The sequence below is a fragment of the Aeromonas sp. FDAARGOS 1419 genome (assembly GCF_019047045.1).
In the GTDB taxonomy this organism is placed as follows: Bacteria; Pseudomonadota; Gammaproteobacteria; order Enterobacterales; family Aeromonadaceae; genus Aeromonas; species Aeromonas veronii.
This window is the reverse complement of record NZ_CP077209.1, coordinates 4,469,611-4,486,808: the sequence shown is the minus strand read 5'-3', so window position 1 is coordinate 4,486,808 and position 17,198 is coordinate 4,469,611. Positions and strand designations below refer to the sequence as shown.

The 17,198-nt window shown below is 59.4% G+C and carries 9 protein-coding genes, 5 tRNA genes and 1 riboswitch; of the genes, 3 read left to right on the top strand and 11 right to left on the bottom strand.

Annotation, left to right across the window (positions count from 1 at the left end):
* Positions 1-51: 51 nt before the first annotated feature.
* Complete coding sequence (locus I6L49_RS20480; RefSeq protein ID WP_216950261.1) at positions 52-1,581, bottom strand: EAL domain-containing protein; 1,530 nt, start codon at positions 1,579-1,581, stop codon at positions 52-54.
* A 252-nt stretch (positions 1,582-1,833) separates the two neighbouring features.
* Between I6L49_RS20480 and I6L49_RS20475 the strand changes: the two genes are divergently transcribed.
* Positions 1,834-2,739 carry a TIGR01777 family oxidoreductase gene (locus tag I6L49_RS20475; RefSeq protein WP_216950260.1) on the top strand — a complete coding sequence of 302 codons (906 nt, stop codon included), beginning with the start codon at positions 1,834-1,836 and terminating at the stop codon, positions 2,737-2,739.
* Between the two features lie 127 nt (positions 2,740-2,866).
* Here the strand turns inward: I6L49_RS20475 and I6L49_RS20470 are convergent, their stop codons facing one another.
* Both I6L49_RS20470 and I6L49_RS20465 read right to left on the bottom strand, forming a co-directional pair.
* Positions 2,867-5,314: an ABC transporter permease gene (locus I6L49_RS20470; RefSeq protein ID WP_216950259.1), complete on the bottom strand. Its 2,448-nt coding sequence runs from the start codon at positions 5,312-5,314 to the stop codon at positions 2,867-2,869.
* Positions 5,315-5,350: 36 nt separating this feature from the next.
* Positions 5,351-6,046: an ABC transporter ATP-binding protein gene (locus I6L49_RS20465; protein WP_201958862.1), complete on the bottom strand. Its 696-nt coding sequence runs from the start codon at positions 6,044-6,046 to the stop codon at positions 5,351-5,353.
* A gap of 56 nt (positions 6,047-6,102) precedes the next feature.
* Here I6L49_RS20465 and I6L49_RS20460 point away from each other — a divergent pair, with 56 nt between their 5' ends.
* Positions 6,103-6,714, top strand: a complete 612-nt coding sequence (locus I6L49_RS20460) for an arylesterase (protein ID WP_101529573.1) — start codon at positions 6,103-6,105, stop codon at positions 6,712-6,714.
* 182 nt (positions 6,715-6,896) lie between these two features.
* Here the strand turns inward: I6L49_RS20460 and I6L49_RS20455 are convergent, their stop codons facing one another.
* Both I6L49_RS20455 and I6L49_RS20450 read right to left on the bottom strand, forming a co-directional pair.
* Positions 6,897-7,841: a chemotaxis protein CheV gene (locus tag I6L49_RS20455; RefSeq protein WP_005362471.1), complete on the bottom strand. Its 945-nt coding sequence runs from the start codon at positions 7,839-7,841 to the stop codon at positions 6,897-6,899.
* 139 nt (positions 7,842-7,980) lie between these two features.
* Positions 7,981-10,977 (bottom strand): glycosyl hydrolase family 18 protein, encoded by a 2,997-nt coding sequence (locus I6L49_RS20450; RefSeq protein ID WP_216951692.1) that lies wholly within the window; start codon positions 10,975-10,977, stop codon positions 7,981-7,983.
* A gap of 148 nt (positions 10,978-11,125) precedes the next feature.
* Positions 11,126-11,208, bottom strand: a riboswitch (cyclic di-GMP riboswitch).
* A gap of 293 nt (positions 11,209-11,501) precedes the next feature.
* Between I6L49_RS20450 and I6L49_RS20445 the strand changes: the two genes are divergently transcribed.
* Positions 11,502-13,691 (top strand): ExeM/NucH family extracellular endonuclease, encoded by a 2,190-nt coding sequence (locus I6L49_RS20445; protein WP_216950258.1) that lies wholly within the window; start codon positions 11,502-11,504, stop codon positions 13,689-13,691.
* A 169-nt stretch (positions 13,692-13,860) separates the two neighbouring features.
* Here the strand turns inward: I6L49_RS20445 and I6L49_RS20440 are convergent.
* The 6 genes from I6L49_RS20440 to I6L49_RS20415 form a co-directional block, all read right to left on the bottom strand.
* Positions 13,861-13,936, bottom strand: a tRNA-Ala gene (locus I6L49_RS20440).
* 34 nt (positions 13,937-13,970) lie between these two features.
* Positions 13,971-14,046: transfer RNA gene (locus I6L49_RS20435), tRNA-Ala, on the bottom strand.
* A gap of 48 nt (positions 14,047-14,094) precedes the next feature.
* Positions 14,095-14,170, bottom strand: a tRNA-Ala gene (locus I6L49_RS20430).
* Positions 14,171-14,235: 65 nt separating this feature from the next.
* Positions 14,236-14,311: transfer RNA gene (locus tag I6L49_RS20425), tRNA-Ala, on the bottom strand.
* Positions 14,312-14,339: 28 nt separating this feature from the next.
* Positions 14,340-14,415: transfer RNA gene (locus I6L49_RS20420), tRNA-Ala, on the bottom strand.
* A gap of 788 nt (positions 14,416-15,203) precedes the next feature.
* Positions 15,204-17,120, bottom strand: a complete 1,917-nt coding sequence (locus I6L49_RS20415; RefSeq protein ID WP_216950257.1) for a glycoside hydrolase family 19 protein — start codon at positions 17,118-17,120, stop codon at positions 15,204-15,206.
* Positions 17,121-17,198 lie beyond the last annotated feature (78 nt).

Below are 17,198 nucleotides of genomic sequence, written 5' to 3'. Positions count from 1 at the left end.
ACAAAAAACCAGCGAGCGATCGCTGGTTTTTTATGCTCCCCATTCAACCGTTCAGCCAAACAGGGTCTTGCAAAACTGCTTCATCGGGATGGGACGGCTGTAACGATACCCTTGCAGATAGTCAACATGCCGAGCCCGCAGGTAGTCCGCCTGCGACTGCTTCTCGACCCCCTCCGCGATCAGGATCAATTCAAGTCGCTTCGCCAGATCAATCACGTTTTCAACGATATGGCTGGAGAGTGCATCCGTGCCGATCATCTCCACAAAGCTCCGGTCAATCTTGAGTGCATCGACCTGAAACTGTTGCAGATAGGTGAGACTGGAGTGACCGGTGCCAAAATCATCGATAGAGATCAACACGCCCAGTTTGCGCAATTCGGCAAACATCTGAGCGGTTGTCTCATCGGCCACCAGCAGCTCCCGCTCGGTCAGCTCCAGCCCCAAATCAACGGGATTGTCTTTAAATGCGTCAAGAAACGCCTTGCAGTCAGCCAACAGGTCAAGGTCCTGAAAGTGCTTGGCGCTGATATTGAAGCAAAAATGGAACTTTGCCGGCAACTTGCGGGCATAAGGGGAGAAGTGATCGCGCACCTGCGCCATCAACAGGCTGGTCATGGGCACGATCAGCCCGCTATCTTCCGCCAGCGGAATAAAGCGATCCGGCGAGATCATCCCCTGCTTGGGATGCTGCCAGCGCATCAGCACCTCACAGCCACGCCACTGCTCATCCTCACCGGAGACCACCGGCTGCAGATAGGGGATAAACTCCTCTTCGATCAACGCCCGCTTGAGCTCTTCCGCTGGTGAGCTGCTACGCCCCATCAGCCTGAAGGTGCCGAATCCAATCAGCAGCGCCAGCAGCGGAGAGAGGAACAAGGTATATCTGGAGTAGCGCCATGCGTGACTCCAGTAGTCATGCACCGTGACCCGGGTGACGACCTGATAGGGGAAATCGGCCGAAGCGAGGGCAATATAACCTTCTTCTGTCGGAGAGGGCGCCGCCCCGACCTGACCTGAGCCAAACAGAGCCCTCTGCCCCACCACCAGAGCCATCGGGGAGTTCTTGCTGGAGATCTCCAGGGTATTGCGCAGGTAGTAGCCATCTACACCGATCAGCACACTCCCCTTGTCCGTTTCATGACGCAGCACGATCAAGGGGCGATCCGGTGTAACCTCATTGCCTGGCAGCAGTTGCAGCCTGCCATCCACATAACTGTCAGGATTGAAGGGGCCATCGTAGTCACCATAGAGCGAGGTGCAGTAGATGTGGCTGCCGACAGCCAGATTGGCGGAACGGACATAAGGCACCGTGGCCACCTGTTCGCGCAGCAGTTGTGCCGCCTCCTTGCAGGAGTGACCAAGCATCCCCTTCACATTGATGGCCGCCTGCCGGGCATGGCCGATGGAGCGCTCAAACATCACACGGGCATGCTGCAACCGTGAATCGGCATCACGCTCTGTCTCCGTCACCGTCTGCCAGATAACGGCAACAACCCCCAGCAGCAGGATCCCGCCCCCCATCAGCAGCGCCAACAGAATCCTCGAGTAAAGCTGGCGAAGTTTCAAACGACGAAATGGCATGGCGGCCTCTTTGATGCTCGGATAATGGGTGACAGCCTCGGTGGACAGGCGAAAAGGGTCGCCATAATAGCGATTGTTCAACAAATGTCCACACAACAAAAATCAATCAATTCAAACTATTGTTCAACAATATGTCGTAAGAAGAGGATAGAGTTAACAAACATCAAACAGAAAACTCCCGAAGCACGTCTCACTTGTTGAAGGGAAGCCACACCATTAAAGTTGAGCAAACGGCAGCAGGAGCATGCAGCGATGAAGATTCTTATTACCGGAGGGACCGGCTTTATCGGCCGCAAGCTGGTTGCCCATCTCAAGGTCAATCACGAGGTCGTGGTATTGAGCAGGCAGGGGAGCCGCGCTTACTCCCTGCTCGGTCACGATATCAAGGTATTGGATAACCTCGACCGGCTCGATGACCTCAATGACGTGGACGCGGTGATCAATCTGGCCGGTGAACCCATCGCCGCCGGACGCTGGAGCGAGTCGCGCAAACAGCTGCTCTGCAATAGCCGCTGGCTGTTGACCGAGCAGCTGGTGGATCTCATCAAGCTATCCAGCACGCCGCCCAAGGTGCTGATCAACGCCTCCGCCATCGGCTGGTATGGCAGACAGGGCACCGAAACCCTAGATGAGCAGTGCCGCTCTCCCAACGACGAGTTTACCCACCAGCTTTGCCAGCAGTGGGAAACCTTGGCGCAGGAGGCCCAGAGCCGCCAAACCCGGGTCTGTATCGTGCGGATCGGACTGGTGCTTGGCATGGATGGCGGCGCCCTGCCCAAAATGCTCCCTCCCTACCGCCTCGGACTCGGCGGCCCCATGGGGTCAGGCAGCCAGATGATGAGCTGGATCCATGTGCAGGACCTGGTACGCGCCATGCTGTTCTTGCTGGATCACGAAGAGTGCAGCGGCATCTTCAACGGCACTGCGCCCCATCCGGTCAGTAACCGGGAGTTCAGCCAAACCCTTGCCACCACGTTGCACCGCCCGCACCTCTTTTTCGTGCCCGCGCCGCTGTTGCAACTGGTGATGGGGGAGGCGGCAGATCTGCTACTCACTGGACAAAAGGTGATACCAGCACGGCTGCAACAGGCCGGTTTTAACTTCAGCTATCCCGAGCTGCCGAGCGCCCTCGCCAATCTGCTGCGCGAGCCCCGCTAACTCACACCCGCTCGCTGCGTCTGCTCGTCAGCACCTCGCATAACAAGCAGCCCGGCCAATGGCCGGGCTGCTTGTTTATTGTGGCTGCGCTATTGCACCTTGTGTGCATCGGCTCGCGCTGGCGGGATTACAACAGTCCCTGACCCAGCCCCCGCAGCCGATCGCTCAGGGTGCCAGCCAGCAGCTGACGTTGCATCCCCTGCCCCGCCAGCGTCACCAGCAGTGCCCCCAACGTCGGCAGGCCGAGCCAGATAGCCCAGTGGAACTGCCACAGCCCCTCGAACCACCACCACTGCAGGCCAAAAGAGCAGAGCTCCACCACCATGGCGGCACAGAGCCCCGCCAGTGCACCACTGGCCACCAGCTCCCAGCGCAGCATCTTTTTCAGTAGTTCGCTGCTGGCCCCCAGGGTGCGCATCAGCAACAGCTCGCGCCGACGCTGGGCCATGCTGGCCTGAGTCTGGGTCAGCAGCACCAGCAGCGCGGCCACTGTCACCAGCCCCAACATCAGCGCCAGCGCCCGACTCACCTGCTCCGATACCTGAGTGAGCCGCGCAATCAGGTCATCCACATCGATAAGACTCACCGTGGGGTGGCGGCGAATAAGCTCCACCTCGGCAGTGCGCCCCGCCTCGGGCAGCCGGTAACTACCAAGCCAGGTTCGGGAGAAGGGTGCCAGCAGATCCTCGGAGAAGATCATGTAGAAGTTGGGGCGCATGTTGTCCCACTTGATGCTGCGCAAACTGGTGACCCTGGCGCCAAAGCTGCGCCCCTCGATGGTAAAGGCGAGCATGTCCCCCAGCTTGATATCGAGCCGCTTGGCCAGCTCGCTATCCACCGACACCTCGCCGGGTCCGGCAAGCCATTTCCCGGCCACCAGCTTGTTGTCGATTGGCAGGGTTGCCGTGGTAGTGAAGTTGAGCTCCCGATCGACCCCCTCGCGGCCACTGCTGGCCCCCTCGCCCACCGCCTCACCGGCGATATGGGTCAGCCTGCCACGCACCATGGGATAGAAATCGGAGGTGTTGGCCCCGGCTGCCGCCAGCTCGCTCAGGATCCCCTCCCGCTCGTTCTCGGCCACATTGACCAGAAAACGGTTGGGTGCATCGACGGGGAGACGTGCCGAAAACTCATCCAGAAGATCGACCCGGGCCGCCCATAGCAAGCCAAACAGCATCAATGCCAGCGCAAAGCCCGCCAGCTGGAGCAGGCCGCTGCTGCGCTCGCGCGACAGGTGGGCCAGCGCCAGCCGAAAGGCATGAGGCCCGCTCACTTTCGTCCCCAGCCGCAACATCAGGGCTGCCAGCAGGGCCAACAGCCCCATCAGCAAACCCATGCCCCCCACCAGACCCAGCGCCAGCCGCACATCGGCGGTAAAGCCCCAGACCAGCGCAAACAGCCCGAACAGGCCGACCGGCAGGGCCAGCCAGGGGGGAATACCCGCCTCCAGCTCCCGGCGCAATACCCGCAGCGGCGGCACCTTCAGCAGACGCAAGAAGGGCACAAAAGCGAGCAGCAGGGTGATAAAGAGCGCCACCGCCACCCCCAGGGCAAAGGGACGCCAGGAGGGGGGCGGCAGATCCGGCGGCAGCAGGTCCCCCAGCAGCTGCAAGGTGATCCACTGCATGGCTGTGCCCGCCACCAGACCCAGCAACGCACCAATCAGCGTCAGCGAAAGCAGCAGGGTTCCCATCAGTTGCCAGAGCGAGCGACGTGATGCCCCCAGCGTCTTGAGCAGCGCCACCATATTGGTCTGGCGCTCGGCAAAGTGGCGCACCGCAATCCCCATCGCCAACGCCCCCAGCAACACCCCGCTTAGCGAGGCAAGCCGGAAGAAACGCTCGGCATTGGCCAGCGAGCGGCCCACTTGGGATTCGCTGTCATCCGGTTTGATCCACTTCTGTCCGGCCTGCAACTGCGGCAGCAACCATTGCTCGTAACGGGCCAGCGACTCTCGCGGCCCCTTGAACAGATAGCGCCACTGCTGGCGGCTGCCGGGGAGCAGGGCGCCGGTCGCCTCGATATCGGCACTGTGGATCAGTGCACGCGGCGCCAGCAGGAAGGGGCTGAAGCCCTGATCCGGCTCCTCGCCAAGCAGGCCTGCCACCTTGAGCACCGTATTGCCTACCTCCAGCTCATCCCCCGTTTTGGCCTTGAGCAGCTGCATTACCCGGGCGGAGAGCCAGATCTCGCCGGGAGCAGGGGCACGGGCAGGTTCCAGAGTGAGTTTGCCATAGAAGGGAAAACCATCGGGCACCGCCCGAATGGAGGCAAGCTGCAACGCATCACCGTGAAACAGCATGCTGTTGAAGCTGACGGTGGTCTGCACCGCCAAGCCATCCTGTTTCGCTCGGGCCAGCCAGCCATCCGGCAGAGCAGCGGCAGTGCGCAACACCCGATCCGCTCCGATAAAGTCGCGGCCCGACGCCTTGAGTCCGGCATCGAGCCGATCCGCCACCAATGCCACACTCAAGACACACGCCACGCTAAGCGCCAGCGCCAGCACAAACCAGCGCAGCTCGCCGCTGAAACCTTCCCGGCGCAGCAGTCGCCATCCCAATCGCCACTGCATCATCCCTTGCATCTCCCGCTTGACCCGCAGCTCACCCCGTTACACCACATCATGGGTCACCTCACGATCCAGTCTGCCCGCCGTCATGACCACTTGCCGCTGGCAGCGTTCGGCCAGCTGATGGTCATGGGTCACTACCACCAGGGTGGTGCCGTGCTTGCGATTGAGTTCAAACAGCAGTTCGATCACCTTCTCGCCGGTCTTGCTGTCGAGGTTGCCGGTCGGCTCGTCCGCCAGCAGCAGACTGGGGCGGGTCATAAAGGCACGGGCAATGGCCACCCGCTGCTGCTCACCGCCGGAAAGCCGTGGCGGCAGATGGTGCAACCGCTCGCCAAGCCCGACCGCGGCCAGCAGCTCGCGAGCTCTTGGTTCGCAATCACGCTCGCCGCGCAGCTCGGCGGGCAGCATCACATTCTCCAGCGCCGTCATGGTCGGGAGCAGCAGGAACGACTGGAACACAAAGCCGATCTGCTCGGCACGCAATCTGGCCCTCCCCTCTTCATCCAGCTCGCCAAGGGATTTGCCGAGGATTTCGATATCCCCCTGACTCGGCAGATCGAGCCCGGCCAGCAGCCCCAGCAGGGTGGACTTGCCGGAGCCGGAGGCGCCGACCAATGCCACCGTCTCGCCGCTATTGACTTGCAGATCGATCCCTTCAAGGATGGTGAGGCTTTCCTGGCCGAGGCGAACCGATTTGCCGAGGCCCTTAACGACAATAATGGGGGTTGAACTCATGCTCTGTATCCTTTGTTCCAATCCCTTGATGACAATCCATAGCGGGAGTTGAATTGATGGTGCGTATTCTGTTTGCCTTGTTTGTTGGCCTCGGCAGCCTGCTCTCGTCGGCTCAGGCCCAGACCCTGCTGGTGCTAGGAGACAGCCTGAGCGCCGGCTATCAAATGCAGGTTGAGCAGAGCTGGCCTGCCCTGCTCAACCAGAAATGGCAGGAGGAGGGGGGCAAACACACCCTGCTCAATGCCAGCATCAGCGGTGAAACGACACAAGGGGCGCTGGCCCGTCTGCCCGCTCTGCTGAAGGAGCACAAGCCGGACTGGCTGCTGATCGAACTGGGGGGCAACGATGGCCTGCGTGGCTTCGCACCGACCATTACCCGCCAAAATCTGGCCAGCATGATCGCGCTCGCCAAGGAGCAGCAGACCCGTGTGGTGTTGACCCAAATCCAGCTGCCCCGCAACTACGGTGCCCGCTATCTGCGCCAGTTCGAACAGATCTTTCCCGAGTTGGCCCAGGCTAACGATCTGCCGCTGCTGCCCTTCTTTATGGATGATATTGCGCTGCGCCCTGAACTTATGATGAACGATGGTATTCATCCCACCCCGGCGGCCCAGCCACAAATCCGCGATAAGGTTGCCCGCTTTATGGAGCCACTGCTCAACCAATAAACCCACCGTCTATCACCAATATCCCATAACAAAATATCCCGCCAAAATCGGATGTTTTGAATGGTCGACGATCTCGGCGTGGCACCTTGATTCAACCAATCCATCGCCCATACCCAATAACAAAACATCCCGCCGAAGCGGGATGTGTTGTTACTGATTTAGCATAACCGGCAGGCAGCTTCTCAGCTTTCCAGTACCTGGCGCAGCCGCTCCTGGGCCACACCGACCAGCAAGTCGGGCTGGAATTTGGAGATAAAACGGTCGCACCCCACCTTCTTGACCATGGCTTCGTTGAAATTGCCGCTCAGGGAGGTGTTGAGGGTGATAAAGAGATCGGACATACGCGGATCACTACGCACCTCGTGGGTCAGGCGGTAGCCGTCCATCTCCGGCATTTCGGCATCGGTGATCATCAGCAGGATCTCGTCGGTCACCTTCTTGCCAGCATCGCACCACCCCTTGAGCAGGGTCAGCGCCTGCAAACCATCCTGACACTCGATCACCTCAAGCCCAAGCTGGCCCAGGGTCTCGCGCACCAGATTGCGGGCGGTGCTGGAATCATCGACGATCAGCACCTTGCGTCCATGCATCTCGGGCAGGATCTCCCGGTCCAGCACCTCCTCGGAGATGCGGATGTCATAGGTGATGATCTCCGCCAGCACCTTCTCCACATCGATGATCTCGACGATCTGCTCCACTCCATCTTCGGGAATGCGGGTGATGGCAGTGAGGTAGTTGGCGCGCCCGGCGGAGCGCGGCGGCGGCAGGATATCCTTCCAGGTCATGTTGACGATATTGGCCACCTGCCCCACCAGAAAGCCCTGAATAGTGCGGTTGTACTCGGTGATGATGAGGTTGGATTCACTGTCGATGGGCATGGGTCGCATGCCGATGGCGCTACGCAGGTTGATCACCGGGATCGAGGTACCGCGGATATTGGCCACCCCGCTGATATTGTGATGGGAGCCCGGCATCTTGCTCAGATGGGGCAACTTGACCACTTCCCGTACCTTGAAGACGTTGATGGCGAACATCTGACGGGTGCCGAGACGAAACATCAACAACTCGAGGCGGTTTTCACCCACCAGTTGAGTTCGTTGATCAACGGAATCCAATATACTCGCCATACGCTGATATCCATCTGATTATTAATCGACTCTATTATAGAGGCTGCCCGCCAGGAAAGGCAGGCGCATTTTCAACCAGAGCGACCAACCAGACAAAAAAAGTGAGGCCGAAGCCTCACTTATCTCATTGATTTTAAAATCAATAGCTACAGACAGACTTCCAGCTGCCATCGGTTGCCTTGGGCTCGCTGCTGGTCCACCAGTTTGCTTGCCACACAACCTTGTTATGGGTGATGCGATCGCCGCCATTGGCATGATCCCCCTGCGGCCAGATCGGATAGGCCTTGTAGGCCGCCGGATTAACGTTCTGGCTGCTGCAGCTGGTACCCGGATTCTCACCGCCACCCGAGCCCAGCACGGCCTCCGGCAAGGTCGGGAACTCGGCCTTGAGACCAATGGTCTGGCTGCCGCTGATGATGCGCATACCGCTCGGCACGCCAGCGGCGGGCAGGTAGTAAGTCATGGCGACTTCAATCTCGGCCCCCGGCGCCAGAGTCTGCCAGCCCGGCAGGTTCATGGCGACCTTGTGGAAGTCCTTCTCGCCCGCAATGCCTTCCGAGTTGTCGTTGCCACCGCTCTCCACCACTTTCAGGCCCATGCCACTCTGATCCGTGATGGTGTCAGAGGTGGAGGTGGGCACCAGAAACTCGATGCGCGCGCCGCCCGGAATGGTCTGGGTCGACTTGTTGACCAGCTTGAGTTTCGGGTTGATCGGGTAGTTGGAGTCCCCTTCCTTGAAGCCGGAGAGGCTGACCTGGATGTCGAGCTGGGCGCTCGGCGCGGCCAGATCGTTTTGCTTGGTGTTGTACGGAGTTGCCTTGGCAAACTTCTCATAAGCCAGGGTGGTCAGGGTACTGCCCATGCCGTACTCGTTCTTGGCCGGATCGAAGGCGTAATCACCCGCCATCTCCCAGAACATCACCCCGCCCAGACCGCGCTTGATGATGTAGTCCAGCTTGTGGCCCATGGACTCTTCATCTTCGGTTGAGAGGAACACCTTCTTCTCTTCGTTCCACAGCCAGGGCGCGTGGGCCTTGTCATCGTAGTAACGCACATACTTGCCCTGTATCACGTGAGCCGGATTGTTGGGATCCAGACCCCAGGCAGTGCCATAACTTGGCAATGTGGTGATGCCGAGGCTGGCCGCATTCTCCAGGTTCTTGGCATGCCACATGGGCACGGCGCCACCGCCGATCTCTTTGCCGTTCTTGTCGAGATCATGCCAGATGTTGTCGATGCCGACCGCCCCGTTGCCGCACGGAATGGTGCTGCCACCTGTGCCCGGCTGGCACTCGTTCTGGCTCGGCAGGGCTGCTTTGCCACCCAGCCCATGACTGCCACCGCTCACCCCCTGCCAACCGCGGGTGTAATAGGGCACGCCAACGTTGATCTTGCCAGCCGCCAGCGCACCGCGGAAGTAGTGGGCAGACCAGGCCGCGTTGAGGTAACCGATACCGCCAAACTGGGTCTGGGTATAGACGCCCCAGTGGGAGAGCTCGGGGTCGGCATTGTTGTCGAACAGGGCCGCGTTGTGACCGACAAAGTGGTTCCAGGCACCGTGGAAGTCATAGGTCATCAGGTTGACGTAGTCGAGGTACTGGGTGACCTGGAAGTTCTCCATCCCGCGCAGCAGATAGGCCGATGCCGGTGAGGCGATGGTCAGCATGTACTTGCGGCCATCTTCGTTACCGGCGTTATCGAGCCGCGCCCGCAAGGTCTTCATCAGCACCTCGTAGTTGGCAAACAGCTTGGCTCGGCACTGGTTGGAGAGCGGGAAGTCGTTGGGATTGCCCGCATCCTTCATCGAGGTGGGGTATTCGTAGTCGATATCGACCCCGTCAAAACCATACTGGCGGATAAAGCTCACTGCCGAGTCAGCCAAGGTGTTGATACCGGCAGTATTGACCGAGCAGTCGCCCTTGGTGGTGGCGGTGTAGAAGCCACGGGTATCGGCCCAGCCGCCGACCGAGATGAGGGTCTTCACGTCCGGATACTGCTTCTTGTACTTCGACAGCAGGTTGAAGTGGCCCTTGTAGGCGAATTCAGGATCCATCTCGGCACCCGGCACGCCATCCCAGGTCATCTTGGTGGCTGCATCGTCCACCTTGATGGTGTGGCTCTGCTCATCCACCGCCGCGAAGGCGTAGTTGATGTGGGTGATCTTGTTCCATGGAATATCGCTCACCAGATAGGCGGGCAGGCCGTTCTTGCCGGTGCGCCAGGAGGTGAAGTAGCCGATGACCCGGCGGGCATGGTCATCCCCCATGCACTCGTAACCGTCCGGGCGATAGATCTGGCGGATATCGCAGGAGAGGTTGCCACCGGTGGGCGGCAGCGCGGCCTCCTCGACATTGACAGTCACCGCCGCCGACTCGCCGCTCAGATTGGTCTTGTCAGTGGCCACCAGCTTGAGGGCGGCACTGCCTTTGACATCCGGCGTCCAGTTCACCTGCCAGGGGGCAGTGGTATCTTCGCCCACCTTCTTGCCGTCGACATAGAGCTCGACTTTGGCCACATCGTTGTTGGCATCGGTGACGTTGCCGCTCACCGCCACACTGCGACCCAGCGTCACCTTGGCGCCGCTGGCCGGGCTGCTGATGCTCGCCTTGGGCGCCTCTGGCGCGACCACGGCGGCGACGTTGAAGCTGGAATCCGCTTCGCTCAGCACCTTGCCATCTTTATCCAGCGCGCGAGCTTTGAGGGTATGGGCCCCCACTCCGGCGGCGCTCCAGCTGGCACTCCATGGCGAGGCGCTGGCCGTGGCCACCAGCTTGCCGTCGACAAGGTATTCCACTTTAACCAGCGCCGTCACCGGGCCGCTCAAGGTCACCGCCAGCGCCACGCTGGCTCCTTCGTTGAAGCTGGCACCAGCAGCCGGTGAGCTGACGGCTACGCCGAGTGCAGGAGGGGGCACCTCGCCACCATAGGGCTTCCAGGCATCAGCCCAGACCACCCCGACACCCGGCTCATAGTGATAGGGGGATGCCCCGCACCAGCCTGAATAGGGAAATTCTTTGCACTCGTAGAGGGCGCCGACGTTGCTGACGATATCGCCAGCCTTGTAGGCAGTACCGGATTTATAGGCGGGATAAGCGGCCTGAGCCCAGGCGGGCGCAGCCGCAAGGGCGACCAGCATGGCAAGCCTGCTGGGTCTGAAGAGCTGTTGCATATTGTTATCTTCCTTGTTTTGTCTTGGCTTGGTCACCAAGGCAAAGAACAATCGCAACCTGCATGATGGGCGCAGACAACTGGCAATGGACCTGCCACAAAAACAACCCCTCACCCAGGGAAACCCCGCTATCTGGATCCACGATCGAGACCGGAAGCATTGCGCCCCGACATCACTGCCGGTTTGCCCTTTACCTGGGTTCCGTGAGGAACGAACCCAGTATAGGAAGGCGACAAGATCCCCTCAATCTTTATTCTCAAAGAGAATTATCCCCTGCCACGAAAGCGTCATGATCACAGGGTTAAAATTGATTTAATTATCAAAAAAATCATATCGTTACTGGGATCATAAAAACGCTTTCCCACACCTTCCCAGATTCATTTAATGTGCGTTGGCTCACTGGTATGACATGCCAGAAATGTGACAATGCGCGCCCTTGGTCAACGAGCCAAGGCTATGGAATCACTGGCAAAAATAAAAAAGGAACACCTATGAAAGGTACTCGTACCCTGCTGTCGCTGGCCGTGGGGCTGGCACTTGCATCCTCAGGCGCCCATGCGGCATTTGTCTGCCCGTCCGATCCGGCTCAACTCACCCCCATCCCGACCATTCAGGGCACAGGCTCCGCCAGCGCGCTGGCCACCCAGACCGTGACCGACAAAAACGGTAACGTGACCGGCAAAATCAGCCCGGGCACCTTCAACGTTCGCGGTATCGTGACGACGCTGGGCCAAAGTCTGACCAAGGGTTTCTATCTGACCGACCCGGTGGGCGATGGCAATCCGGCCACCTCTGATGGCATCTTTGTCTATCTGAACGACAAAGACTTCGCGACCAAATATAAAGACATCAAACCGGGGAGCGAAGTCTGTCTGGAAGCACAGGTGCAAGAGTTTTACGGCGGCACCCAGCTGACCCCGTTAGTCGACAAGGCCACCAAAAAAGCCCACTTGCAAGTCACCGCACAAGGGCTGAATGTGCCGACCAGCGTACTGCTGGTCAATGAAGGGGAGACGCTGGCGCAAGCGCTCAATCGCCACGAAGGGATGCGGGTACGTCTCGACAGCAGCAGTGACCTGCACCTGACCCGCAACTACGGCTTCGACTACAAGGTCTATCGCAACAACGTAGAGTTGGCCCACAAAACCCCGCTGATCAAACCGACCCAACTCCATGTCGCCAACAGTGCAGATGCTGTCGCGCTGGCCACCCAAAATGGCAGCAACCGTCTGGTGGTCGAGTCTGATTACAAAGCACCGGATGGCGTACTGCCCTGGTTCCCTAGCTGGGATGCCGATCAGGGATATCTGCGCATCGGTGATCAACTGACCGGGCTGGAGGGGGTGATCGTCTATAACAAGGATGCCTTCCGTCTGGTGGTACCGAGCGATGTCACCCTGACTGCCGGTGCCCTGCTGCGCAGCCCTGAAGAGGATCGTCAAGACGCGCCGGCTCGCCTCGCTGGCAGCGATCTGCGGATCGGCAGCTTCAACGTGCTCAACTACTTCACCAGCCACTCCAGCATCGGCGGCGCACTCAATATCCTGTGCAAGGATCAGGCGGATGCCGATAACGCCAAAGGTTGCAACCGAGGTGCCAAGAGCCAGCCCGAGTTCGAGAAGCAGCGCACCAAGATCGTCAATGCCATTACCGCAATGGATGCCGATCTGCTCGGCCTGATGGAGATGGAGAACAACGGCTTCGAGGATAACTCGGCCCTCCACAATCTGGTGACCCGCCTCAACGAACAGCAGAAGGATGCGAGCAAACACTACGCCTATGTGCGTCTGCCGGTCACTGCCCTTACCGATGGCAAGTTCTTCGGCGGGGACGCCATCATGGTGGCGATGATCTACCGCCCTGCTCTGCTCACCCCCAGCGGAGATGCCAGCGTCATCAAGCTGCCGGAACAGCGCTACACCACTGGTGGTGTGGCCAAGACAGCCGGTCAGCGCGACTCGCTGGTTCAGACCTTCACCCTCGCCAAGAGCAAGGAGCCGTTGACGCTGGTGGTCAACCACCTCAAATCCAAGGGGTCAGGCTGCTACGAAAATGGCGATGGCAAGACAGAACCAGCCGACCTGCAGGGCAAGTGCACCGAGTTCCGGGTCTCTGCCGCCAAGGTGCTGGGTGAAGCGGTCAGCAAACTGCCGGGCCAGGTGCTGCTGGTGGGCGACTTCAACTCCTACGCCAAGGAAGATCCGATCCGGGTTCTGACCGACTACAACCCGGCCACCAGCGAGCGGAAGATCGTATCGGCCTCTCACACCTTTATCGGTGATCAGTCCTATGAACAGCTCGGTCGCGAAGTGACTCGCAGCTACGGCCTGATCGATCTCAACGTCAAATTCAACAAGGAGAAAGCCATCTCCTACAGCTACGACGGGGAGCTGGGCACCCTGGACTATGCCCTAGCCAACCCGGCGCTGGCCAGCAAGGTGGCAGGTGTCGCCGACTGGCACATTAACTCCTTCGAAAGCTCCCTGTTCGAGTACGGCAGCCAGTACACCGGCACATTGCTCAAGTCTGACAACCCCTTCAGTGCCTCTGACCATGATCCCATCATCGTCGACCTGAGACTGGAGAGCGATGCCACCAAACCGGACACCTCCTCAGGCGGTGGTGCACTGGGACTCGGCCTGCTGGCCCTGTTGCCACTGGCCTGGCGACGTCGCCGTTAACCACAGGCGCATTTGAATAGTGCAAGCAAAGCCCGCGACTCTCGCGGGCTTTTTCATTCAGGTCATTGGATTTACAAATGAAAGGCGCGGACGTATGGAGAAAATAAATGATGGAGAAAACAAAAGGCCACCGCGATGCGGTGGCCTTTTGCTTCTTGTAACAAGAATTTGGTGGAGCTACGCGGGATCGAACCGCGGACCTCTTGCATGCCATGCAAGCGCTCTCCCAGCTGAGCTATAACCCCGATTTTTGTGAATGACAGGCAGTCACTCTGAATTTGGTGGAGCTACGCGGGATCGAACCGCGGACCTCTTGCATGCCATGCAAGCGCTCTCCCAGCTGAGCTATAACCCCAAATTCGGTACTGAATGAATGGTTCTGGCGGCCATTCATCCTAAATAATGGTGGAGCTACGCGGGATCGAACCGCGGACCTCTTGCATGCCATGCAAGCGCTCTCCCAGCTGAGCTATAACCCCACAAAGGTCGGCTTGGGTGATACACACCACACTGCCCTGGGTATTCAATAAAACAATCAAGAATCTGGTGGAGCTACGCGGGATCGAACCGCGGACCTCTTGCATGCCATGCAAGCGCTCTCCCAGCTGAGCTATAACCCCTTTGATTCCAGATTGTTCGAGGAGAATTTGGTGGAGCTACGCGGGATCGAACCGCGGACCTCTTGCATGCCATGCAAGCGCTCTCCCAGCTGAGCTATAACCCCAACTCACCTCGGCGCTGACGAAGTTATCTCCGGCAACGGAGGCGCATGATAGGCATCACCCGCTTTGCTGTCAACCCTAAAATAACCGCGACTGATTCGTTTAGTCAAAATTGCAGCAGTTCGCTGTTTTTACCAGCAAGGCGCGTGCTATCTCTCTGTTTTATGTCACAAATCGGCTCAAGCACCTATACAGGAGAGGCCGTGCAGCAAGCCTCTTTCCCCGTGCAACGCCCCCGCTCTCAGGCATCTTTTGCAGGCTGATCGTCAGCTTCTCCCCCGTCACCTCGGGAAAGCCTTTCCATAAAGGGCATTGCATTTGAAAACCCTTTCCATGATTTTTGTAAATTTACAACACAGAAAGTTGATCTGGCTCACAAATGACCATAGGATCAAACCGTGACACAGGTCACACACCATAACCATAAATGACAGAGCGATGAGGTAAACCATGTTTGAGAATCTGGCAGTCCTGTTCCACCTGCGCGGTGCAACCACCAAGAACGGCGTTGTAGAGAAAGATGCCTATGCCCCCTCCACCCGTGAATACTACTTCCGCTACGGCAAATAATTGCTGAAAGCCTTTCACGGAAAATGTAATAAAAAAACAACACACATCATCACACAGCCCTCTCGAGGCGCTGTCCTGTCCGGGCCAGATGTTCCACGGCCAAACCTGAACTCCACCAAACAAGAATGGGGCCCGCAGGCCCCATCTTTTATTGCTCCGGATTGTCATTGCACCAGATAGTGCGCTGGCTAATCGGCAAGCCTTGTAACCCTGAAACGGCTCAGAGTTTGATCCAGGCATCGGCCCAAGCCGTACCCTTGCCCGGCTCATAAGCCCAGGCGGCACCGGCACACCAGCCGGTGTAGGGGTGCGGTTTGCACTCGTAGCTGGCACCGCCGTTGCTGACCCGCTCGCCCGCCTTGTAGGGAGTCCCCTCTTTATAGGCCGGATAGTCAGGCGGCGTTACGCCCCCCTCCTCTCCTTTCACCAGCAGGCTATGAGTGGTACTGCGGCTCAGATTACCTTCATCTGTGACCGTCAGTTTGATCTCCAGCCTGGTATCGCTGGCCGGCTTGGGCAGAGTCAACTCCAGAGTGACCTGATCCAGTGCCGAGGCAGAGGCACCTGCCGGAATAGTCCAGGCATAAGTGAGCGGCTTGCCTTCCGGATCGCTGGAGTGCTGGCCGGAGAGGGTCACCTTGCTGCCACCTTCGGCCTGCGCCGGACCGGTGATATTGGCCACCGGCGGCAGGTTGGTGCCACCGCCGTTATCCTCGATCACCACCTCCGGATAGAAGTGCTGAACGCAGCGGCTGTAATCCCCCTCCTTGAAGGCGCTGAAACGGGTCTGGTAACCCACCAGCTTGCACGCGTAACTCTTGCCGCCGTTGGGGTTCTCTGCCACATAGCTCCAGTCCTGCTCCCAGTAGATGGGCAGGGCACCGGCGCCCTTGTCGTCAAACACCTTCATGTTCTTGCAACCCAGCACCTCGTCGGATGGCACCGCCACCCCGAGGTAGTTGGCAAATTCGCGGTAGTAGTTGATGCGATTCTGGGACTGGGCGTGCTCGACCGGGCCACCGCACTCCACCCCACCATTGATGATCTGGGTGGTGACCCCGAAGCCCGGCACCAGACCGTTCTGCTTGTCATGGTCATTCGGCTGCCAGGTGCCATCGATGACATGGAGCATGGAGGGCTTGGGCGGCTGCGGATAGGTATAGAAGAACACCGCACTGGCCAGGTTCAGCCAGGTGTCGGCCACCAGATCGGGACGGTCGAGCAGGGTGCGTACCGTACCGAACATCGCCTCGGAGAAGGGGCCGTAGTTGTAGTTGTAGGAGAGCTGCTTGGCGCCGCGGCCAAAGTAGCTCTTGAACTCGCCATTGTCGAAAGTACCGCACGGCCACTGCTGACCCTGCCACACATCGGGGCGGCACTCGGCGTTGTAACCACCGCGCATGGTCTCATTCCATCCCATCTCGCGCACGTAGACCAGCGCCTGACGCCACTCGGCCTCCGGGCGCCAGTTTTCATGGCCGCCGGTCTCTTGAGCGAAGTGGGCGAACATGGTCGCCAAGGTCTTGCGGCAGATGGCATCGGCATCGCGGCCGTCGCTGTAGTCGCCGCACAGGGCCGGGAACTTGGCCGCTGCCTGCAGCAGGCCGCGATAGGTGTACTCGGGGGCGCGCAGCGGGAAGAGGTAGTTGAACTGGCTCTCGCTCAGCAGGCTTTCGACCCGCTTGACGTTGCCCGGGTTGTCGGCACGGCCCGGCTGCACCGCCTCGACCACCAGATTGTCCCGGGTAGCGATGGAAGCCTTGACCGCTTCCATCGCCGGGAAGTCGGTCAGCGCCTTCTCTTTGGCATCCAACTCGGCCTGGCTCATATAGACGGGGGTGGTGCTGCCATCCGGTGGAGTTGGCGTCGGCGGATTGGGCTTGTCATCGCCGCCGGTGTCCGGCGGGGTCACTTCCCCTTCGCCGACAAGCTTCCACGGGGTATCCCACTCATTGGCGGCCGCCATACCGGGAGTCTGACCCGGGTTGACCCACCACTTGGCCTCGAAAACCTGGCCGTTGTAATTGACCTGGCTGCCGCCCGGATAGGATTTGTTGATGTCGTATGCCTCGGCCGCCCACAGGTGGCCGCTCAGCATCATGCCGGCAAGCAGAAGGGTGATGCGGTTTTTTTTCATTATTGTTGCTCTCTATGGTTTTGTGGCAAAAGGCGGAGCCTGCCTGAACAGGCTCCGCCATCTTCATCATGGACTCAA